The organism is Streptomyces sp. NPDC019531 (assembly GCF_044903305.1).
Lineage (GTDB): Bacteria > Actinomycetota > Actinomycetes > Streptomycetales > Streptomycetaceae > Streptomyces.
On record NZ_JBJDQL010000005.1, the window covers coordinates 1 to 20,510 of the forward strand.

Genomic DNA, 20,510 nt, shown 5'->3' on the forward strand with positions numbered 1-20,510 from the left:
GTAGTCGAAGTCCTCCACCGCGTAACCCGGAGCCTCGTCGGCCACCGACACCGGCGTGGCCGGGCCACCGCCCGGCAGGACGGTCCAGGCCAGGGTGCCGGCGGCCAGAGCCGCCACAACTGTGCCTATAAGTCTCTTGCGCTGCGACTGTGCCGCAAATGTGGTACGCGACTTCATCACTTTCCTAAACTCGTTGCTTCCGAATCAATGCCAGAACGTGGTTCAAGGCAAACGTGAAGGAAATAGCCAAAGCCGCGAGTGCTTCCACATCGCTTTCCCCCGGCCTCGATGCCACATCGCTTCCGCAGGTTTGTCCACCCTCCAAAACCCATAAAACGGACGGCAGTTGGAGGTTCGGTGTGACGCTCGCCACACCCGGGAAGGGTTGTACGGCTTCTATAACGAAAAGACAAAGAATGCTTTTGAATTCGCGTAGCCGAATTGATTGCCCTGTGAACGCGCGTTGGTAGGGTCACGTCATTGCGCAGGCACCGCATAGACCCAACCGGGATCACACAGAAACCACGGGGAAAAACATATGCAGACGATCTTCTGGAGCCGCAGACGAGTCCTCGGCTCGCTCGCCGCTGTGACAGCCGTCGCCGCCGCGCCCCTGACGTGGGCGCCGGTGGCCCGCGCGGCCGACGCGGCAGCGACGACGGCCGATCCGCTCTCCCTGCCGAACACCGACCGGGCGAAGGTGGTCAGAGCCTGGATGACCGGCGGGAAGGCCACCAAGGCCGCGGCGGCCGACGCGCTCTTCGGCACCGAGACCGACATCAGTACCTTTATCGCCCAGACGCTGCCGACGGTGACGACGGAGGACAACCGCGTCGCGATCGCCAGCTACCTCTCCCGCTCCGGCAAGGGCCTGCGCCGCGAGGCCGTCGCCGCTCTCGACAGTGGCGACAGCGCCATCGCCGCCTTCCTCCAGGGCGGTTACGAGTCGGCTCTCCTGGAAGACCTTCAGGTGGCGACCGCCATCCTGTCGGCCACCGGCGGAAAGGCGGTCCAGCGCAAGGCGTCCGCGGCCCTGGACACGGGCACGCGGTCGGCGCTTGAGGCCTTCCTGACGGAGGGTCAGTACGCCGCCCGTCTGGAGGACTCCCAGCTCCTGGTCTCCGCCATGCTGGTCAACGCCGGGCCCGAGGTGCAGAAGTACGCGAACCGCGCCCTGAACGGCTCCGCGACGGACATCCAGTGGTTCCTCGACACCGGCCAGCACATCGCGCGCGCCCGCGACCAGGAGTCGGCGACCATCGAGGAACTCGTCGCGGTCGTCGACCGGGAGGGCAAGCGCGCCCAGGCCGAGACCGACCTGGCCGTCGAGGCGTCCGAGCGGGCCCTGGCCGCCGCGGCCGAGGCGAAGAAGGCGGCGGAGAAGGCCGCGGCCGAGGCCGAGGCCGCCAAGGAGGACGTACAGAAGTCCGCCGCGGCGGCCCGCAAGGCGGCCAGTGCGGCCACCGGCGCGGCGAACGCCGCCCGTATCGCCATCAACGCCTCCAACGCGGCCGTGAACGCCTCCCGGCGCGCCTCCTGGGCGGCCACCGCAGCCTCCCAGGCCGCGTCGGCCGCCGGAGGGGCCGCGTCCCGTGCCTACAACGCGGCCATCGCGGCCTCCAAGGACGCGAGCAAGACCCAGGCGGCCAAGGACGCGGCGGTCACGGCCCGCAATTCCGCCGCGAAGGCCCGTACCGCGGCCAAGGCCGCCGACTACGCGCGGGCCGCCTGCGCGCAGTCCGTCAGCGCCAGTGCCTCGGCCGCCTCCGCGGCCCGTAACTCCGCGGCCGCCGCCACCGCCTCCGCGCAGGCCGCGGCCGCGTCCGGAGTCGCCCAGTCGCAGGCCGCCGAGGCCAAGCGCCAGGCCGCCATCGCCACCGCCGCCGCCAACCGCGCCACCAACGCCGCCTCCACCGCACAGGCCCTCGCCAACGCGGCGGCCTCGGCCGCGGCCGTCGCGCGGGATGCCGCCAACTCCGCCGCCGCCCATGCCGAGAAGGCCGCCGACGCCGTCGACGAGGCCGTGGCGAACGCGGGCAAGGCCATCGACTTCGCGAACAAGTCCACCGCCCACGCCGGTGAGGCCGTCAAGGCCGCCGACACCGCCACCAAGGCCGTGACGGACGCCATGGCGGTCGCCAAGGCGGCCCGGGACGCGGAGCTCGCGCGCCTGGAGCAGGAGCGGCTGCAGGGCGTGGACGAGGCCCGGCTGCTGGCCGAGATCGAGGTGGCGGAGCTGGCCGAGTACGCGAACAAGCGGGCCCAGGAAGCGCAGACCGATCAGGCGCTCAAGGACCTGATCAGCGCGGCCGAGAAGGCCCTGTTCACGGACGGCGACCTGGCGCTCGCCGCCACCCTGGGCCGCAAGGCCGCCACCGGGCTGCTCGAAGCCAAGGGCGCGTGGACGCGGGAGGCCGCCCAGTTCGCGCTGTCCGGCAGCGACGACGACGTGTTCTCCTGGATCGACCTCGACCGGGGTGTCGCCCAGGGCCAGGACGACCGGGAGACGGTCCTCTACATCGCGCAGATATCCAACCCCGCCATCGCGGCGGCGGCGCACGCGGCGCTGGCGAGTACCAGCTCCACGGCGGTGGGCGACTTCCTGACCTCCGGGGTGATCAAGGCCTCGCAGGACGACAACCGGGTGCAGATCGGCCGCATCCTCGACCAGAAGCCCGGCAAGGCCGTCATCGAGGCGGCCAACGACGCGCTGGACAAGAACACCCCGGAGGCGTTGCAGGACTTCTTCGACCGCACCTACCCCGAGGCCGTACGGGAGGACGACGCGGTCGAGACCGCGACCTCGGTGGCGAGCGGAGGCGACTACACCAAGGCCTACGGGGACGTCGCCCTGGAGGGGCCGACGTGGATGCGCCGGAACTTCGTCCAGGTCGTGCAGCACTCCGCGGCCCAGCTCGACCACGACTCCGCGACCCACGTCGCGGCGATCCAGGGGGCGATCGCCGCCGCGGCCAAGACCGCCTACGCGGCGCAGCAGACCGCGGCACTGGCGTCGCAGGTGGCGGCGACCGCCCGCAACGCCGCCACGGAAGCCCAGCAGTGGGCGGACAAGGCCGTCGCGGCGGGGACGAAGGCCGGCCAGTACTCCGACCAGGCCCGGCAGAACGCGGACGCGGCGGACAAGTCGTCCGCGGACGCGCAGGTCTCGGCGAACAAGGCCTCGGCTGCCGCGACGACGGCGCGCACCGCCTCCCGCTCGGCGAACTACTCCGCGAACAAGGCGATCGACTCGGCCCGTTCGGCCCTGAACTCCGCCTACAGCGCCCAGCAGTCCGCGGCGAGCGCCCGCCAGTCCGAACTCGAGGCGGGCCGGGACGCGGCCACGGCGGCCGCGGCGGCGAACCAGGCGCGCGCCATCGTCATCCAGAAGCGCCAGGACGAGGCCCGCGAGGCCGCCCGTGAGGCCGCGGAGAAGGCGCAGGAGAACCGGAACAACGGCAGCAACCCGGCCGACAGCGATGCCAACGACGACGTCAACCAGAACGGCACCAACGGCGACAACGACGAGTGGTACTCGGACGCCGGCTGGTGGGCCGACGCCTTCAACTACGTCAGCATCGGCGCCGGATTCATCTCCGCCGGCCTCGGGCTCGCCAGCCTCGTCTTCCCGCCGTTCGCCGTCGTCGGTGTCCCGGCCGCGGCGATCTTCGGCGGCATCGCGATGGGTGCCGGCGCGCTGAGCACCCTGTTCACCGGCATCGAACACGGCTTCACCAGCAGCGAGTTCATGTGGGCCGCGGCCGGCACGGCGCTGAGCCTGGTCACCTACGGCCAGTCCAAGTGGATCACCCCGGTCGCCAAGAGGGTGGCTCCCGTGGTGAAGCAGGTCGCGGAGGAGGGCAAGGAGCTCGTCTCCTCGATCACCAGCGGTCTGTCGTCGATGTTCTGACCCGCACCAGCACCAGCACCAGCAGGGCCTCTTGGCAATTCGGAGGGCGGCTACGCCAACCGGTGCGCCAGGAGGCCCTTTTCATGGCGGCCTCACAGCTTGGTCAAGGGTTAACCCTTGACTCCCGCCCACCCGCATGACATGCCCCGATCAATCATGTCACTCTCCCTCCAGCTCTCACGCAGTTCCCGCACGGCACCTCCACCCCGTCGTCGCAAGAGGAGTACGAGTGAGACCCTCCCCCCGCAGATCGGCCGCCGCCGCGTCCCTGGTCGCCGCCGCATCGCTGCTAGCCGTAGGAATCCAGACGGTCCCCGCGACCGCCGAGCCCGCCTCCCCCCACGCCGGCGCGTTGCGCGCCGGCGGCCTCCAGGCCGAACTCTCCCCGGCCCAGCGCACCGCACTCATCAAGAGCGCGTCGGGCAAGACCGAGGCCACCGCCGACTCCCTCGGCCTCGGCGCCAAGGAGAAGCTGGTCGTCAAGGACGTCGTGAAGGACGCCGACGGCACCCTCCACACCCGCTACGAGCGCACCTACGACGGACTTCCGGTCCTCGGCGGCGACCTGGTCGTCCACACACCCCCGGCCTCGCTGGCCACCGGCACCGTGAGCACGACCTTCAACAACAACCGCCGTACCGTATCGGTCAAGTCCACGACCGCCACGTTCGGCAAGGCGTCCGCCGAGACCAAGGCGTTGAAGACCGCAAAGGCGCTCGACGCCGAGAACCCCGCCGCACAGAGCGCCCGCAAGGTGATCTGGGCCGGTGAGGGCACCCCGAAGCTCGCCTGGGAGACGGTGGTCTCCGGCTTCCAGGACGACGGCACGCCGAGCAAGCTGCACGTCATCACGGACGCCACGACCGGCGCCGAACTCTCCCGGTTCGAGGGCGTCGAGACCGGCACCGGCAACAGCCAGTACAGCGGCACGGTCACCATCGGGACGTATCTGTCCGGCTCGACGTACCAGATGTACGACACCTCGCGCGGCGGCCACAAGACGTACAGCCTCAACAACGCCACGTCGGGCACCGGCACGCTGATGACCGACACGGACGACACCTGGGGCACCGGCTCCGGCTCCAACACCCAGACCGCCGGCGTGGACGCGCACTTCGGCGCCCAGACGACCTGGGACTTCTACAAGAACACCTTCGGGCGCAGCGGCATCAAGAACGACGGTGTCGCCGCCTACAGCCGCGTCCACTACAGCACGGCGTACGTCAACGCCTTCTGGGACGACGACTGCTTCTGCATGACGTACGGCGACGGCACCAGCAGCACTCACGCGCTGACCTCGCTGGACGTGGCGGGCCACGAGATGAGCCACGGCGTCACCTCCAACACGGCCGGTCTCAACTACACCGGTGAATCCGGCGGGTTGAACGAGGCGACCTCCGATATCTTCGGCACCGGTGTGGAGTTCTACGCCAACAACTCCACCGACGTCGGCGACTACCTCATCGGCGAGAAGATCAACATCAACGGCGACGGCACGCCGTTGCGTTACATGGACGAGCCCGACAAGGACGGCGGCTCGGCGGACAGTTGGTACTCGGGCGTCGGCAACCTGGACGTGCACTACTCCTCGGGGCCGGCGAACCACATGTTCTACCTGCTCTCCGAGGGCAGCGGCAGCAAGACCATCAACGGCGTCACCTACAACAGCCCGACCTCCGACGGTGTCGCCGTCGCCGGCATCGGCCGGGCCGCGGCCCTGCAGATCTGGTACAAGGCGCTGACGACGTACATGACGTCCAGCACCAACTACGCCGCGGCCCGCACCGCCGCCCTGAACGCGGCAGCCGCCCTCTACGGCACCAGCTCCGCGCAGTACGCCGGGGTCGGCAACGCCTTCGCCGGCATCAACGTCGGCAGCCACATCACCGTGCCGTCGACCGGCGTGACGGTGACCAACCCGGGCAGCCAGTCGACCACGGTCGGGACGGCCGTAAGCCTCCAGGTCAGCGCGAGCAGCACCAACAGCGGCTCACTGACCTACGCGGCCTCCGGTCTGCCCACCGGCCTGTCGATCAGCAGCTCCACCGGCCTGATCTCCGGGACCCCGACCACGGCCGGCAGCTACAGCAGCACGGTCACGGTGACCGACAGCACGGGAGCCACCGGCACGGCGTCCTTCACCTGGACGGTGAGCTCGTCGGGCGGCGGCAGCTGCACCTCGACCCAGCTGCTGGGCAACCAGGGCTTCGAGTCGGGCAACACGACCTGGACCGCGACCAGCGGTGTCATCACCAACGACAGCGACCAGGCCGCCCGCACCGGCTCCTACAAGGCCTGGCTGGACGGCTACGGCTCCACCCACACCGACACGCTGTCCCAGTCGGTGACCGTCCCGAGCGGCTGCACCGGGACGACGTTCACCTTCTACCTCCACATCGACACGGCGGAGACCACCACCAGCACCCAGTACGACAAGCTGACGGTGACCGCCGGTTCGACGACCCTGGCCACGTACTCGAACCTCAACGCGGCCGGCGGTTACGTCCAGAAGTCCTTCAGCCTGTCGGCCTTCGCGGGGACCACGGTCGCCCTGAAGTTCACCGGCGTCGAGGACTCCTCGCTCCAGACCAGCTTCGTGATCGACGACACGGCGGTGACGACCGGCTGAGCCCTCTCGGGCAGGGGCGGGTCGCAGGCTCAGGCCTCCGGCTCGCCCTTCATCGCTTCCTCCATCGCGAGGAGCTCCTCGTTCGGGACGGCCCCGCCGAAGCGGCGGTCCCGGGAGGCGAACTCGAGGCAGGCCCGCCACAGGTCACGGCGGTCGAAGTCGGGCCACAGGACGTCCTGGAAGACCATCTCGGCGTAGGCGCTCTGCCAGATCAGGTAGTTGGAGGTGCGCTGCTCGCCGCTGGGACGCAGGAAGAGGTCCACGTCGGGCATGTCGGGGTAGTACAGGTACTTCGCGAGGGTCTTCTCGGTGACCTTGGCGGGATCGAGGCGCCCGACCCTCACGTCCTCGGCGAGGGCCTGCGCGGCATCCGCGATCTCGGCCCGGCCGCCGTAGTTCATGCAGAAGTACAGGGTCAGCTTGTCGTTGTCCTTGGTCTGCTCCTGGGCGACCTGGAGCTCCTTGGCGACGGACTTCCACAGCTTGGGCATCCGGCCCACCCAGCGCACCCGGATCCCGAGCTCGTCGAGCTGGTCACGGGTCTTGCGGATGAAGTCGCGGTTGAAGTTCATCAGGAAGCGGACCTCGTCGGGCGAGCGCTTCCAGTTCTCGGTGGAGAAGGCGTAGAGGGAGATGTTCTTCACCCCGACCTCGACCGCGCCCTGGAGCACGTCGAGCACCCGCTCGGCACCGACCTTGTGCCCCTCGGTCCGGGGCAGCCCGCGCTCCTTCGCCCACCGCCCGTTGCCGTCCATGACGATCGCCACGTGTTCGGGGATCAGCTCACCGGGGAGCTTCGGCGCACGGGCGCCGGACGGGTGCGGCTCGGGCGTCTTGTACTCGCGGCGCTGGCGACCGAGGATCCCGCGTACGACCATGGTGGTTCTCGTCTCCCTCTCAGGGTTGCTTCTCTACATAACGCAGGGATCTGAGCCCGCGTTCCAGGTGCCAGTGCAGGTAGGCGGACACCAGACCGCTGCCCTCCCGGACGTGCCGCGGCTCACTGGCGTCCGCGGTCTCCCAGTCTCCCGTAAGCAGCGCGGCGAGGAGTTCCAGGGTCTGCGACGACGGTACGACGCTGCCGGGCACCCGGCAGTCCACGCAGACCGAGCCTCCGGCGGCCACGGAGAAGAAACGGTTCGGGCCCGGCATGCCGCACTTCGCGCAGTCGCTGAAGCTGGGGGCGTAGCCGTTGACGGCGAGGGAGCGCAGCAGGAAGGCGTCGAGCACGAGGTGGGGCGCGTGCTCGCCCCGGGCGAGGGTTCTGAGCGCCCCGACGAGCAGCAGATACTGCTGTACGGCGGGCTCCCCCTCATGGTCGGTGAACCGCTCGGCGGTCTCCAGCATGGCCGTCCCGGCGGTGTACCGCGCGTAGTCGGAGACGATCCCGCCACCGTAGGGCGCGATGGTCTCACTCTGCGTGCACAGCGGCAGCCCGCGACCGACCAGCTCGCTCCCCCGCGCGAAGAACTGCACGTCGACATGGGAGAAGGGTTCGAGGCGCGCCCCGAACTTCGACTTGGTCCGCCGCACCCCACGGGCCACGGCCCGCACCCGCCCGTGCCCGCGTGTGAGCAGCGTGATGATCCGGTCCGCCTCCCCCAGCTTCTGGGTGCGCAGCACGATGCCGTCATCCCGGAACAGACTCACCGCACACCCCCACAGCGGGCCGGCCGGGGGTCCGGGGGTTGCCCCCCGGGCGAACACAGCATGATCCGGTCCGCCTCACCCAGCCTCTGGGTGCGCAGCACGATGCCGTCATCCCGGAACAGACTCACCGCACACCCCCACAGCGGGCCGGCCGGGGGTCCGGGGGTTGCCCCCCGGGCGAACACAGCATGATCCGGTCCGCCCCACCCAGCCTCTGGGTGCGCAGCACGATGCCGTCATCCCGGAACAGACTCACCGCACACCCCCACAGCGGGCCGGCCGGGGGTCCGGGCGTTGCCCCCCGGGCGAACACAGCATGATCCGGTCCGCCCCACCCAGCCTCTGGGTGCGCAGCACGATGCCGTCGTCGCGGAACAGACTCATGAGCCCATTCTCGCCTACGCAAGCGGGGCCCGGGTGTCCGAGGCGGAGGAGGGGCGGTGTACAAACACCCCATGGCTACCGGAACACCGGGTCTCACCGAGTTGTGGCAGTGCTTCGAGGACTGGCTGGGCGCGCATGCTCCGGGAGACCACGCGACCTTGCGGCCGGGCTGCTCGGACGGTGAGATCAGACGGCTGGAGGACGGGCTCGGCTTCCTCGTGCATGAGGACGTCAGGGTGACCCTCGGGCTGCACAACGGAGTCGTCATGCGGCGGGCCAGTACCGAAGCGGGCGCCTTCCTTCTCGGTTACAGCCTGTTGGACGTCGACGGGATTCTGCAGGCGCACCGGGATCTCGTCTCGATGGTGGAAGACGCCCGCGAGGAGGACGAGGAGGACCTCGTGATCGGCCGGATCGCCGACCCCCTGTGGGTTCCTCTCGCCCGGAACATCTCCGGTGATCTGTTGTTCGTGGACCACCGCCTTCATCACTCGGGAGAAATCGGGGAGATGTCGTTCGGTGATCCCGAGTACCGCCTGCTGTGGCCGCGCATGGATCTCATGCTCGCGGATCTGTACGACGCGTTGGAGAAGCGGACTCCGGTGACCTCCGTACCCCGGGTTCCCCGGCTGCACGAGGAGCGGATGCTGGAGTGGCCGGTACAGACGAGACAGCCCTGAGCCGCTCGGCCGGACTCGCTTCCCGTACGGCGTCCGGGGCCGCGTCCCACTCCCTGCCGCCAGCGTACGGTCTGAGCTGGACGTACGGCCCCTCGTACCCCATCACGACGCCGAACTTCCCGGTACGGGTGTCCACGACATACGTACCCACGGGCATTCTCGTCACCGATTCCCTCCAGAGTCCGATCCCACCGAACTCCCCCGCCTTTTCGGGTTTCACTCTTCCCTTCTCGGCGGTGGCGTTCTTTCCCTACACTCGGCAGGAGTCTGTGCACCTACAGGTGTCCGGCGCTTGTGTCGGGCAGTTCGAGCAGGCCTTTCGAAAACCTCGGCCGGATATCTCGCCGCACATCGATGAGGTTCCACAAACCGACGGTATTTTCGAACTCCGGCCGTGGTGAAACGGGGGCGGCGCGCATACGATCTGCTCGGGGCCGCCGGAGGCGTCCCCGGCCCTGGTCGAGTCGGCGGCGGAGGACTTCGGACGATGCGCGAGTACGGCAGCCACAGCGACGGCGAGGGCACCTGGCCCGGCTTCCTCGGGCTGCTCAAGTAGTGCCCCCGTGGACCGTCCAGGCGGCCCGGCCTGCCGAACTGACCGCTCTGCACTCCCTGTTGACCGACACCTGTGAGCCGCAGGACATACCCGCCACGGCGCTGCTCGCCCAGGCCGTGGACCGTGGCCTCGCGCTCGTGGCCGTGTCCGACGGGGTGCCGGTGGGCTGTGTGGCCGCCGAGATGCCGTCACCGGGGCATGCGCGACTGACAGTCGTCGCCGTACGCCAAGAAGCACGTCGGCAGGGTGCGGCCGCACAGCTGCTGGCCGAGATGCTGCGGGTACTTCTGCGTAAGTCGGACGAGCCTCCCCTCATATCCGTGATCGCCAGGACCGAGCAACTCACCCTCACCCGGCTCCTGTTGGCGTCCGGATTCATAGGGACCCGGGTGCTGCGCCTGCCCGGTCTCCACGTGCACTACCAGTACAAGTCCCGCGTGGAGTACATCGATCCCGAGGCCCGCCACCTCGTGCCCGTCTCGGCGCGGGAACAGCTCGTGGAGTCCCTGTCGCCCTCCGACCACGCGGTGACGGCCCTGGTGACCCTCGGTGGTGAACCCGCCTTCGAGATCGCCCGGTTCGAGAAGGACGACCCCGCCGCGCTCCAGTCGGGAGAGGCTGCGGCCGGTATCGCCTTCTCCGGTTCGATCCTGGCCGCCGTCACCTTCCTGCTGGGCTTCGCCTTCTCCTCCACCCGGTTCCCGGACGACGTACGGCTGCTGCTCATCGGCGCGACCTTCGCCACCGTACTGTCGTTGATCATCTACGCGAGCGCGTCCGGCGAGCTCGCGCGGCTCCGCTCGAACTCGTTCGGCAGGATCATGAAGTGGGGCAACGTCCTCTCCGAGTACGGCGGGGTGCTCCCCTTCCTGATCTCGCTGCCCGTCACCTACGCGCAGGCCAGCGGCGATCCCTGGACCACCATGGTGCTGGCCGTCGTCCTGAGTCTGGCGATCGGCTGGTACGAGCGGTCGGAGTTCTCCATCGCCCACCGGTTCCGCCGCAGCCGTACCGAACTCGCCCTGAAGCTGTTCACGGCCGCGTCCCCGACGATCGGCGCGGCACTGGTGGCGGCGGACGCGACAAGCTGGCCGTGGACCATCGCCCTGATCACCGCACTCACGGCCCGGACGTGGCTGTACCTGTTCCGCCGCGGCGCGGAGGCGGACGTCGCGGAGCGACGGCAGTGGCGGATCAGGGCGTAGACCGCGGAGCGGAGGCCCGGTCCGCAGGACCCGCAACGGCAGATCAGGGCGCAGACCGCGGAGCGACCGCCCAGGACGCAGGGCCCGAGAGGGTTGAAGGAGTGCGGATCGCGAGGTGGCGGGCGGGCCAGAAGACGGAGCCGACGGCCACCACCCGGGCCGCGGAGCGCACCGTAGCGGATCAGGGTCAGGGTCAGGGTCACGGCGTCGAGCCCACCGTGCCCCGGACGCGGTCCACGACCTCGCGGGCGCAGCCCCAGGACAGGGTCACCCCGGCTCCGCCGTGGCCGTAGTTGTGCACCAGCAGCCCGTCGTCCCGCCGCTCCTCCGTGAGCCGGACGCCGGTGCGGACCGGGCGCAGGCCCACCCGCTGTTCGATCACCCGGGCGCCGGCCAGCGACGGCTCGACGGCGGTGCAGCGCCGTACGATCTCGCGGGCCGCGTCGTCGTCGGGCCGCAGGTCCCAGGTCCCCGGCTCGGCCGTGCCGCCCAGGACGACCGCTTCCGCGTGCGGGTAGATGTACGTCAGTTCCCGCGCACCGGGGGTGTCGTCGCAGAAGAAGGTCCCGATCCCGGGGTTCTCGACCACCACGAGCTGTCCGCGCACCGCGTCCACGGCCGGGTCGTCGGCGAGGAACCGCGCTTCCGCACCCGAGCAGTTGACGACCACCGGGGCCTCGTGGAGGGCCTCGTCGAGGGTGTCGTAGTGACGGTGGTGGAGCGTTCCGCCGGTCCGCTCCAGGCGCCGTACGAGATGGTTCAGGTAGCGGGGCATGTCGACGAGTGGCGCCCGGTAGCGCCAGCCGGTGACATAGCCGTCCCGGAGGTCCTGCGGCGGGCACGGGAGCGCTGCGACCACGCTGCCCCAGGTGGGCATCTCGCAGGGGACGCGGGACTCGTGCGTGCCCTCCATGAGGCGGACACCGGTGTCCGGGGCCGTGCTCAGCGCGGTCAGTTCCGCCAGGGTCTGCCGGCTCCAGCGGTCGACCAGGTCGCGCGGTTCGACCAGAAACGGGTCCCACATCGCGCCCGCAGCCGCGGATGTCGTGGCGCCGGGAAGCCGGTCCGTGTCCACCCGGACGTCGATGCCGGCCTCCGCCAGACACACCGCCGTGGTCAGGCCCGAGACCCCGGCGCCGATCACCAGCACACTCGCCACCACTGTCGCGCCTCCCTCGTAGCGGACTCCGAGACTAACCGAACCGGCACAAACACCCCCACCGCCACTTCGGCCATTCACCAGGCCTGACGAAGGGGGGTAAACCCCCCTGGAATTCGGGCAGTTGGCCGGATGGGACCGCGGCGGCAGATCCGCGAGGCTCCTGACATGAAGCAGATGACGCAGAGCCTCGCCCTGATCGCCGCCGCCTCCGGAGTCGTCTTCGGTGTCCTGACGCCCCTCACCGCTTCCGCGACGAACGGCACCCCCGACTCACTGAAGTGGACCGAGTGCGAGGGCAGCGGCCTCGATCCGCGCCAGCGGTGCGCGACCGTCTCCGTGCCCATGGACTACGCCGACCCGGGCGGCCCGAAGATCGAGATCGCCGTCTCCCGCATCCCGAGCGAGAATCCGGCCGCCCGGCGCGGCGCCCTGCTGCTGATCCCTGGCGGACCCGGCGGCGACAGCATGAACGACCCCTCGGAGAAGGGGCAGAAGCTGCCGCGGTTCGTGCGGGACGCCTACGACCTGATCGGGTTCGCGCCACGCGGGATGGCACCCTCGACGGCCGTCGACTGCGGGCTCGAACAGCGGGACCTGGCCCGGACGACCCTGCTGCCCTGGCCCGCTCCGGACGGCTCCGTCGACGCCACCATGGCCGCGGGCCAGCGCATCTCAGAGGCCTGCGCGCGCAACGGCGGCGAACTGATCCGGCACATCAGCACCCTCAACGAGGCCCGCGACCTCGACCGCGTCCGCGCCGCCCTCGGTGAGCGCAAGGTGTCCGCGTGGGGCGTGTCGTACGGCACCTATGTCGGCGACGCCTACCTCCAGTTGTTCCCGCAGCGCACCGACCGTGTTGTCCTGGACAGCAACGACAACGCGGACCCCGTCCTCGCGGAGCGCGCCTGGCTCGCCGCGTTCGAGCGGGGCGCCGAGGACAACTTCCCGGAGTTCGCCAAGTGGGCCGCCACGCCCGGCAATCCGGACCGCCTCGCCGACACGGCCGCCGAGGTCCGCCCCCTCTTCCTGAAGCTCGCCGCCCGCCTCGACCGCGAGCCGATCCCCTGGCCCGGCGCCAACCCGGCCGAGCTGAACGGCAACGTCCTGCGCCAGTCGATGCTCGACGCCTTCTACGAGCCGGACGACTACCCGGCCCTCGCCCAGCTGATCAGCGCCGCCCGGAAGGGCACGGTGCCGCCCGCCCCCGCGGGCCCGCCCGAGGCCGTCCTCCAGAACGTCACCGCGGTCGCCGCCGCCACCATCTGCAACGACGCCGACTGGCCGAGCGACCCGGCGGTGTACACCAAGGGCGTGGCAGAGAGCCGGGCCAAGTACCCGCTGACCGGGGGCATGCCTAGGAACGCCATGGCGTGCGCCGCCTGGCCGTGGGAGCCGGAGGAGGCGCCGGTGCACGTCTCCGACCGCGGCCCGTCCAACATCCTGATGGTGCAGAACGAACGGGACGTCGCCACCCCGCTCAGCGGCGCCCTCAAGCTCCGCGAGGCGCTCGGCCGGCGGGCCGTCATGGTCGTCAACGACTCCACCGGCCACGACGCCTACCTCGGCAACGGCACCGCGTGCGGCGACGCGACCGTGTCCCGCTTCCTGGCCACGGGGGCGCGTCCCGCCCAGGACACCTACTGCCGCTGACACGCCCTCCCGTACCGCGCCGCCAGCGCGTGGAACGCCTCCTTCGGCTCCCAGTGCCAGTCCGAACGCGGGTCGTCCGGGCGGTCCTTGATCGCCTTGGCGATGCCGTAGCTCGCCATGTCGAGGTCGTGGCGGGGGTCGTCGGGGCGGTGCGGAGCGTCCGCGGTGAGGAACTCGAAGGCCATCGCGGCGTAGAGGCCCATCGACTCGAAGACATCGAGGAGCCCGGTGAGATGGACGGCCTGCGTGCGCTCGCTGCGGACGACGTTCCCCTTGATCTCCGGCGGGTCCTTGTCGTAGTCGACGATGTCCCAGCCCATGCCGCCCGCCTCGGGCGCGCCGACGAAGGTGCAGGTGCCGAACTCGGTGATGGCGACGGGCTTGCCCCAGCGCAGGTACTGCCTCAACTCGCGTACGTAGTCCTGGGGTTGGCGGAAGCAGGAGTAGTAGTCGATGCCGACCACGTCGAACAGGTTCCAGTCGACCTTGTCGTCCTGGGCTGCGGCGTAGCTGAGTCGGCCGTGGAAGACCGAGCGGCCGGCCTTGGCGGCCTTCGCGGTGAAGCGGTCCAGCTCGCGCTGCATCCGCACCGGGTCGTAGTTGCCCTTCATCCGGTTCTCGACCCGCTCCAGGATCGTGTCCCCCGGCAGGATGCCCGGCACGAACAGCCAGAACTCGCAGCCCACACTGAACTCCACGCTCGCGCCCTGCCTCCGCAGCCGCTCCGCGAACCGGCCGGTCTCCGCGAGGTGGTCGAGGATGTCCCGCTGCGGAACGTCTCCGAGGGTCGGCTGGAGCCAGATGTGCAGCCCGCGTTCGGCCGCCTCGGCGGCGGTGGCGGTGAGGCGTTCCACGCCGTCGCCGGTGACGTCCACCGTGTCGGCGTGCAGGTCGTCCCTGATGGCCCGGATGTCGGCACGCATCCTTGCGGTGTTCCAAGCGGTGCCGGGCGTCTCGCCCGCGCCGACGGTGTAGACGACGCCGTGGCGTTCGAGGCCACGCTGCTGTGCGTTCGCCTCCGCCCGGCCCGTCGGCAGGAGCGCGGCGGCCCCGACCGCCGCTGCTCCCGTGAGAAACCGCGCCCGGCTGATCCCCGTTGTGTTCTCCATGCCGCCACTGTGTCGGGCAGGGGCGGTCCTGTCCGTCCGCCGATGGTCTACGGCCGTGCAACCAAGGGATGACCCTCGACGTCGGTCATTGAAGAGATCGGCATCTGTCCCCGTACGAAGGAGAGCAAGATCTTAGGCTCCGGAAAGCTGTCCCGCCGCTCGCTTCTGGCCGCCGGTACGGCGACCCTCCTGACCAGCACCACTGCTTACGCGGCTGACGAGGTCACCGCCCGCCTGCGCGCACTGGAGGAGCGGTACGACGCCCGGCTCGGCGTCTTCGCGCACCACCTCACCACCGGGCGGTCCGTCCGGTTCCGCGCCGACGAGCGCTTCCCGATGTGCTCCGTGTTCAAGGCCCTCGCGGCCGCCGGCGTCCTGCGTGACCTGGACCGCCACGGAGAGGTGCTCGCCCGCCGGATCCACTACACCGAGGACGACCTGGTCATCCCGGGCTCGGACCAGACGGCGGCGCATCTGGCCGAGGGCATGACGATCGCCGAGCTCGCCGAGGTGGCCATCACCTACAGCGACAACACGGCCGGCAACCTCCTCCTGCGCGAACTCGGCGGCCCCACCGCGATCACCCGCTTCGCCCGCTCCCTCGGAGACCGGGTGACCCGCCTCGATCGCTGGGAGCCCGAGCTCAACACCGCCGAGCCGTGGCGGCTCACGGACACGACGAGTCCGTACGCCATCGGTCGCACCTACGGCCGTCTCGTCCTCGGCGACGCGCTGAACCGCCGGGACCGCGAGCGGCTCACGCACTGGCTGCTCAGCAACACGACCAGCGTGAACCGCTTCCACGCGGGTCTGCCGAAGACCTGGACGATCGCCGACAAGACGGGCAGCGGCTCCTACGGCACCGCCAACGACGTGGGCGTGGTCTGGACCGAGGAGGGCGACCCGGTCGTCCTGTCCGTCCTGTCGACCATGCCCGAGCAGGACGCGGTACGGGACGACGCCCTGGTCGCCGACGCGGCCCGGGTGGTCGCGGAAACCCTCACCCGACCGGGAAGTACTCCCTCGGCGTGACCCCCACCAGCCGGCGGAAGGCCGCCGTGAAGGAACTGGCCGTGGCGTAGCCGACCCGGTGCGCCACGGCCTGCACGGGCAGGCCGGCCGCGAGGTGCGGCATCGCGGCCTGCATCCGCAGCCGTTCTCGCCACTGCCCGAACGCGAGACCCGTCTCGGCGACGAACAGCCGGGCCAGGGTGCGGGCACTGGCCCCGGTCTCGCCGCCCCACTGCGCGAGGGTGCGGGCGTCGGCGGGGTCGGCGGTGAGGCGTTCGGCGACGGTACGGGCGCGTGCGTCGCGCGGGAGGGGGACGTTGACGCTGGTCACCGGGACGGGGTGGAGTTCGTCGAGCAGGACGGCCTCGGCGCGGGCGCGTGCCTCGGCGGCGAGGTCGGTGCGGACCAGGTGGTCGACGAGGGCGCGGAACAGGGGCGTGACCGACAGGACGGTCGGCTCCCGCCAGGTGATGTGGGGGCAGCAGGCCGGGTCGACGTAGGGGCTGCGCATGACGGCGTCACCGGCGGACTCGGTGGTGTGCGGGAGCCCTGCGGGGATCCAGAGGGCGAGGGAGGGTGGCAGCAGCCAGACGCCGTGTTCGCTGCGGACCCTCACCAACCCCTTGGGGGACCAGGCGAGTTGGTGGAGGGGGTGCCAGTGGACGGGGTAGGCGGTGCCGCGGGGCATGGTGAAGTCGCCGACGAGGATGCCGGCGGTGGCGTATCTGCTCCGCAGGTCGGCGGAGACCGGGACCTGGTGTCCGTTCCGCGACATGGGTCGGCAGCCTAGCGTGTGGTGGACAACTTCGGTGCTCCCTAACGTCGTCGGCATGCCGATGAACCGAGCACATCGCAAGCTGTGCAGCTCCGAGGAGTGGGCACGGACCACGAAGGAACGGCTGCTGCCGTGGGCGCTGGAGCATGTGGACCTGGGTGAGGACGTGCTGGAGATCGGGCCGGGGTACGGGGCGAATCTCCGGGTGCTGGTGGATCAGGTGCCGAGGGTGACGGCGGCGGAGATCGACGAGGGCACGGCTCGGCTGCTCCAGGACAAGTGGGGGGACCGGGCGCGGATCCTGCATGCGGACGGTGCCCGACTTCCCTTGTCCGAGGGCGACTTCGACTCCGTGGTCTGCTTCACGATGCTGCACCACGTGCCGACGTCAGCCCATCAGGACGGGATCTTCACGGAGGCGTATCGGGTGCTGCGCCCGGGTGGCGTGTTCGCGGGCAGCGACAGCCTCGACAGTTTCCGGTTCCGGGTCCTGCACCTCGGGGACACCCGGAACACGCTGGATCCCGGGACCCTGGCCGAACGCCTCCGCAGGGCCGGGTTCGCGGAGGTGTCCGTCGACCGGCATGCCGAGGCCAACGCGCTTCGGTTCCGGGGGCGTCGCGAGTAGTTCGGCCGCGGCAGCGTCGTGGCTGGTCGCGCCCGCGCGGCGGAGCCGCACATCGACACGGCCCCGCGCCCCCGGAAGCGCTATCCGAACCGCGTGACATATCCGCGCTGCCACGGCGTCTCCACCGCCCGTCGGTCGTAATGCGCGCGTACGTACGCCACCGCCTCTTCCGGCCTCACGCCGTCCAGGACCGCCAGGCACGCCAGGGCCGTTCCCGTGCGGCCCTTTCCGCCGCCGCACGCGATCTCGACCCGCTCCTCGGCAGCCCGCCGCCAGCCCTCCGCCAGCACCTCGCGCGCCTCCTCCCGGTCCGTCGGCAGTCGAAAGTCCGGCCAGCGGAGCCAGCGGGAGTCCCAGGGAACCTCCGGTGGGCTGCCGCCGAGCAGATAGATGCCGTACGACGGTGTCTGCGCGGCCGGGTCCAGCCGGCGCCGTAGGCCGCGGCCCCGGACCAGGCGTCCGGACGGCAACCGGAGGACACCCGGGTCCTGTTCGTCCCATCCCTGCATGGCCCCATTCGAACCCGTCACCGAATCCGGGGCAACCGAATCCGCCCTCACCGTGGTCTGGAGGGCGAGGGAGGGTGCTTGATGCAGGCCGAACAAGAGGATCGGTTTCAGGAGTTCGTCAGAGCCAGATGGTCGCACCTGGTGCGGACCGCCTATCTGCTCACCGGCGACGCACACCACGCCGAGGATCTGACGCAGACGGCGCTGGCGAAGGCGTACCGCTCCTGGCGGCGCGTGTCGGGCAGCGACAACCCGGAGGCGTACGTCCGGCGGATGCTCGTCACCTGCAACAGCGACCGCTTCCGCAAGCGGCGCGTCAAGGAGTCGCTGACCGACGCGCCGCCGGAGGTGGCGGGCCGGGACGAGGCAGTGGCCCGGGTCGACGAGCGCGGTGTGCTGCTCGGGGCGCTCGCCGGGCTGCCGCCCAGGCAGCGGGCGGTGGTCGTCATGCGCTACTGGGAGGACCTGTCGGAGGCGGAGGTCGCCGAGGTGCTCGGCTGCTCCCAGGGCACCGTCAAGAGCCAGGCGTCCAAGGGGCTGGCGAAGTTGCGTACGTATCCGGGGCTCGCGCAGATCATGGACCGCGCCCCGCAGGGAGGCACGAAATGAGCGAAGAGGAGCGGGACTTCGAGGAGCAACTGCGGGAGCTGCTCGCCGAGGACGCGTACACGATCCGGCCGTCACCTGCGCCGTATCCGCAGATCCGCCGTCAGGGTGTGATCGAGCGGCGCCGGCGGGTGGCGGTGGCCGGGGCCGCCCTGGTGACGCTGGCCGCGGTGCCGGTGGGGGCGTTCGCGGTGGGCGGCGGCGGGACGGGGGCGGCGGATACGGCGACGACACCGAGCGCGTCCGCGAGCCCCACGCCGACCCCGACCCCCTCCCCCACGCCCAGCGGGCCGGCGGGACCGGCGACGGCGGGGCAGCTCCGGGACGGGATCACGTCGGCGCAGGCCGCGGAGGGGCTCGACCGGTGCCTCGCCTACGACCGGGACCGCGTGGCCCACGGCGGCACCCCCTTGGACCTGGGCGAAACCGACGAGTACCGGATCATCCTGGCGCTGAACAGCACCGGCGACGTCAACTCGCCCGGTGACGGCGTCTTCGTGGTCGCCGTGAAGGAGAAGCCGAAGGAGACCCGGCTGGTCTGCAACATCAAGAACGGCGAGGCCTCCGGGCTCAACTCCGCTGTCGGCAGCGACCGGCAGCCGGACTCCCCGCCCGTGCTGGTCGACACCGGCGCCAACAAGCTCTACCAGCAGTCGTTCATGAACAAGGGCAACTGGAAGCTGCCGTTCGGCTGGGGCTTCATCGGCACGGTCGAACCGACGGTGGCCAGGGTGACCGTCTCCTACGGCGGCTCCACCAGCGAGGCCGTCCTCGACCACGGCTGGTTCGTCGCCTCCGGCACCCTGACCGAACAGGTCACCAAGAACCCGCGCATCAAGGGCTACGACACGGGCGGCAAGCTGATCTACGACTCCGACGAGGACTCGACGTACGAGCAGACACTGCCGTAGCGAGACGGGAGCCGGGGGCGCCGTACAGGGGTCGGCGCCCCCCTCCACATCGCGGCAGCGCAACGCGGACAGCGACCGGTGGTCGATCTCGGCAGCGTCGGCCCCGGGACACCGGTTCCGGTGCCACCATCCGGTGGAGGAGGACCAGTCCGACGAAGACCCGAGGGAGCCTCGATGACCCTTCCCACCCCGCTGACCGGTGTCGTCCCGCCCGTCTGCACGCCCCTGACACCGGACCGCGAGGTGGACGTCCCCTCGCTGCTCAGGCTCGTCGACCATCTGGTCGCGGGCGGGGTGCGCGGCCTGTTCGTGCTCGGCACGACGTCCGAGGCGGCGTTCCTGACGGACGACCAGCGCAGGCTGGTGGTGGAGACGGTGGCCCGGCACGTCGGAGGGCAACTGCCCGTCCTCGCCGGGGTGATCGACATGACGACGCCCCGGGTCCTGGACCACGTACGGGAGGTCACGGCCGCGGGCGCCGACGCGGTCGTCGTCACGGCCCCGTTCTACGCGAGCACCCATCCGGTGGAGATCGCCCGCCACTACCGGCTGGTGGCGGCGGGCAGCCCGGTCCCGGTCATCGCGTACGACCTCCCGAGCGGCGTCCACACCAAACTCCCCCCGGACGTGATCCTCGACCTCGCCGCCGAAGGCGTCATCGTCGGCCTCAAGGACTCCAGCGGCGACCTCGCGGGCTTCCGCACGGTCGTCTCCGGCGCCCGTTCCCGCCCCGACATCACCGGCTTCAGCGTCCTGACCGGCTCCGAACTCATCGTCGACGCGGCCCTCGCCGTCGGTGGAGACGGGGCGGTCCCGGGTCTCGCCAACGTCGATCCCGAGGGGTACGTCCGCCTCGACCGCCTGTGCCGCGCGGGCGACCGGGATGCGGCCCGGGCCGAACAGGAGCGCCTGTGCGCCCTGTTCGGCATGGTCACCGTAGGCGACCCGACACGCATGGGCCCGTCGTCATCGGCCCTGGGCGCCTTCAAGGCGGCCCTGCACCTGCGGGGCGTGATCGCCTGCCCGGTCACCGCGGAGCCGCAGGTGCCGTTGTCGCCGGGCGAGGTGGAGCAGGTGGGTAAGTTCCTGGCCGGTGCGGGGTTGCTGTAGGGCTGTTTCCGCCCCCGCCGCCCCT

The 20,510-nt window shown here is 70.7% G+C and carries 16 protein-coding genes; 10 read left to right on the forward strand and 6 right to left on the reverse strand.

Annotated features, from left to right (window positions below):
* Positions 1-538: 538 nt before the first annotated feature.
* Both ACI2L1_RS08010 and ACI2L1_RS08015 read left to right on the forward strand, forming a co-directional pair.
* Positions 539-3,910 carry a hypothetical protein gene (locus ACI2L1_RS08010; RefSeq protein WP_404738462.1) on the forward strand — a complete coding sequence of 1,124 codons (3,372 nt, stop codon included), beginning with the start codon at positions 539-541 and terminating at the stop codon, positions 3,908-3,910.
* Positions 3,911-4,139: 229 nt separating this feature from the next.
* Positions 4,140-6,539 (forward strand): M4 family metallopeptidase, encoded by a 2,400-nt coding sequence (locus tag ACI2L1_RS08015; protein ID WP_404738463.1) that lies wholly within the window; start codon positions 4,140-4,142, stop codon positions 6,537-6,539.
* Positions 6,540-6,568: 29 nt separating this feature from the next.
* Here ACI2L1_RS08015 and ACI2L1_RS08020 read toward each other — a convergent pair whose 3' ends face one another.
* Positions 6,569-7,417 carry an isoprenyl transferase gene (locus ACI2L1_RS08020; RefSeq protein WP_404738464.1) on the reverse strand — a complete coding sequence of 283 codons (849 nt, stop codon included), beginning with the start codon at positions 7,415-7,417 and terminating at the stop codon, positions 6,569-6,571.
* Positions 7,418-7,436: 19 nt separating this feature from the next.
* On the reverse strand, positions 7,437-8,189 hold the full coding sequence (gene recO / locus ACI2L1_RS08025) for a DNA repair protein RecO (RefSeq protein WP_404738465.1): 753 nt from the start codon (positions 8,187-8,189) through the stop codon (positions 7,437-7,439).
* 455 nt (positions 8,190-8,644) lie between these two features.
* On the opposite strand from recO, the gene ACI2L1_RS08030 reads away from it, so the two are divergent.
* Positions 8,645-9,253, forward strand: a complete 609-nt coding sequence (locus ACI2L1_RS08030; protein WP_404738466.1) for an SMI1/KNR4 family protein — start codon at positions 8,645-8,647, stop codon at positions 9,251-9,253.
* A gap of 555 nt (positions 9,254-9,808) precedes the next feature.
* Positions 9,809-11,014 carry a GNAT family N-acetyltransferase gene (locus ACI2L1_RS08035; RefSeq protein ID WP_404738467.1) on the forward strand — a complete coding sequence of 402 codons (1,206 nt, stop codon included), beginning with the start codon at positions 9,809-9,811 and terminating at the stop codon, positions 11,012-11,014.
* Positions 11,015-11,213: 199 nt separating this feature from the next.
* On the opposite strand, the gene ACI2L1_RS08040 is transcribed toward ACI2L1_RS08035, so the two are convergent.
* The gene (locus ACI2L1_RS08040; protein WP_404738468.1) at positions 11,214-12,173 is read right to left on the reverse strand and encodes an FAD-dependent oxidoreductase; all 960 of its coding nucleotides are present in this window, start codon (positions 12,171-12,173) and stop codon (positions 11,214-11,216) included.
* 168 nt (positions 12,174-12,341) lie between these two features.
* Between ACI2L1_RS08040 and ACI2L1_RS08045 the strand changes: the two genes are divergently transcribed.
* Positions 12,342-13,826 (forward strand): alpha/beta hydrolase, encoded by a 1,485-nt coding sequence (locus ACI2L1_RS08045; protein ID WP_404738469.1) that lies wholly within the window; start codon positions 12,342-12,344, stop codon positions 13,824-13,826.
* On the opposite strand, the gene ACI2L1_RS08050 is transcribed toward ACI2L1_RS08045, so the two are convergent.
* On the reverse strand, positions 13,814-14,935 hold the full coding sequence (locus tag ACI2L1_RS08050) for an abortive phage infection protein (protein WP_404738470.1): 1,122 nt from the start codon (positions 14,933-14,935) through the stop codon (positions 13,814-13,816). The genes ACI2L1_RS08045 and ACI2L1_RS08050 overlap by 13 nt on opposite strands.
* Positions 14,936-15,037: 102 nt before the next feature.
* Between ACI2L1_RS08050 and bla the strand changes: the two genes are divergently transcribed.
* Positions 15,038-15,967: a class A beta-lactamase gene (bla, locus tag ACI2L1_RS08055; protein ID WP_404738707.1), complete on the forward strand. Its 930-nt coding sequence runs from the start codon at positions 15,038-15,040 to the stop codon at positions 15,965-15,967.
* On the opposite strand, the gene ACI2L1_RS08060 is transcribed toward bla, so the two are convergent.
* Positions 15,936-16,721, reverse strand: a complete 786-nt coding sequence (locus tag ACI2L1_RS08060) for an AraC family transcriptional regulator (protein WP_404738471.1) — start codon at positions 16,719-16,721, stop codon at positions 15,936-15,938. The two genes, bla and ACI2L1_RS08060, sit on opposite strands and share 32 nt — an antisense overlap.
* A 55-nt stretch (positions 16,722-16,776) precedes the next feature.
* On the opposite strand from ACI2L1_RS08060, the gene ACI2L1_RS08065 reads away from it, so the two are divergent.
* The gene (locus ACI2L1_RS08065; RefSeq protein WP_404738472.1) at positions 16,777-17,349 is read left to right on the forward strand and encodes a class I SAM-dependent methyltransferase; all 573 of its coding nucleotides are present in this window, start codon (positions 16,777-16,779) and stop codon (positions 17,347-17,349) included.
* Between the two features lie 80 nt (positions 17,350-17,429).
* On the opposite strand, the gene ACI2L1_RS08070 is transcribed toward ACI2L1_RS08065, so the two are convergent.
* On the reverse strand, positions 17,430-17,858 hold the full coding sequence (locus ACI2L1_RS08070; protein ID WP_404738473.1) for a protein phosphatase: 429 nt from the start codon (positions 17,856-17,858) through the stop codon (positions 17,430-17,432).
* Positions 17,859-17,939: 81 nt separating this feature from the next.
* On the opposite strand from ACI2L1_RS08070, the gene ACI2L1_RS08075 reads away from it, so the two are divergent.
* The 3 genes from ACI2L1_RS08075 to ACI2L1_RS08085 all read left to right on the forward strand — a co-directional run bounded on the left by ACI2L1_RS08075 (position 17,940) and on the right by ACI2L1_RS08085 (position 20,485).
* Complete coding sequence (locus ACI2L1_RS08075) at positions 17,940-18,467, forward strand: SigE family RNA polymerase sigma factor (RefSeq protein ID WP_404738474.1); 528 nt, start codon at positions 17,940-17,942, stop codon at positions 18,465-18,467.
* On the forward strand, positions 18,464-19,375 hold the full coding sequence (locus ACI2L1_RS08080; protein ID WP_404738475.1) for a hypothetical protein: 912 nt from the start codon (positions 18,464-18,466) through the stop codon (positions 19,373-19,375). Before ACI2L1_RS08075 ends, ACI2L1_RS08080 begins: the two co-directional genes overlap by 4 nt.
* A gap of 174 nt (positions 19,376-19,549) precedes the next feature.
* On the forward strand, positions 19,550-20,485 hold the full coding sequence (locus ACI2L1_RS08085) for a dihydrodipicolinate synthase family protein (RefSeq protein ID WP_404738476.1): 936 nt from the start codon (positions 19,550-19,552) through the stop codon (positions 20,483-20,485).
* The last annotated feature ends 25 nt before the right edge of the window (positions 20,486-20,510 follow it).

What these genes read in the sequence shown, in the direction of transcription:
- ACI2L1_RS08010 (WP_404738462.1), top strand. Translation starts at nt 539, where the DNA reads ATGCAGACGATCTTCTGGAGCCGCAGACGAGTCCTCGGCTCGCTCGCC.
- ACI2L1_RS08085 (WP_404738476.1), top strand. Translation starts at nt 19,550, where the DNA reads ATGACCCTTCCCACCCCGCTGACCGGTGTCGTCCCGCCCGTCTGCACG.
- ACI2L1_RS08070 (WP_404738473.1), bottom strand. Translation starts at nt 17,858, where the DNA reads ATGCAGGGATGGGACGAACAGGACCCGGGTGTCCTCCGGTTGCCGTCC.
- ACI2L1_RS08045 (WP_404738469.1), top strand. Translation starts at nt 12,342, where the DNA reads ATGAAGCAGATGACGCAGAGCCTCGCCCTGATCGCCGCCGCCTCCGGA.
- ACI2L1_RS08050 (WP_404738470.1), bottom strand. Translation starts at nt 14,935, where the DNA reads ATGGAGAACACAACGGGGATCAGCCGGGCGCGGTTTCTCACGGGAGCA.
- ACI2L1_RS08030 (WP_404738466.1), top strand. Translation starts at nt 8,645, where the DNA reads ATGGCTACCGGAACACCGGGTCTCACCGAGTTGTGGCAGTGCTTCGAG.
- ACI2L1_RS08065 (WP_404738472.1), top strand. Translation starts at nt 16,777, where the DNA reads ATGCCGATGAACCGAGCACATCGCAAGCTGTGCAGCTCCGAGGAGTGG.
- ACI2L1_RS08080 (WP_404738475.1), top strand. Translation starts at nt 18,464, where the DNA reads ATGAGCGAAGAGGAGCGGGACTTCGAGGAGCAACTGCGGGAGCTGCTC.
- ACI2L1_RS08020 (WP_404738464.1), bottom strand. Translation starts at nt 7,417, where the DNA reads ATGGTCGTACGCGGGATCCTCGGTCGCCAGCGCCGCGAGTACAAGACG.
- ACI2L1_RS08060 (WP_404738471.1), bottom strand. Translation starts at nt 16,721, where the DNA reads ATGTCGCGGAACGGACACCAGGTCCCGGTCTCCGCCGACCTGCGGAGC.
- ACI2L1_RS08075 (WP_404738474.1), top strand. Translation starts at nt 17,940, where the DNA reads ATGCAGGCCGAACAAGAGGATCGGTTTCAGGAGTTCGTCAGAGCCAGA.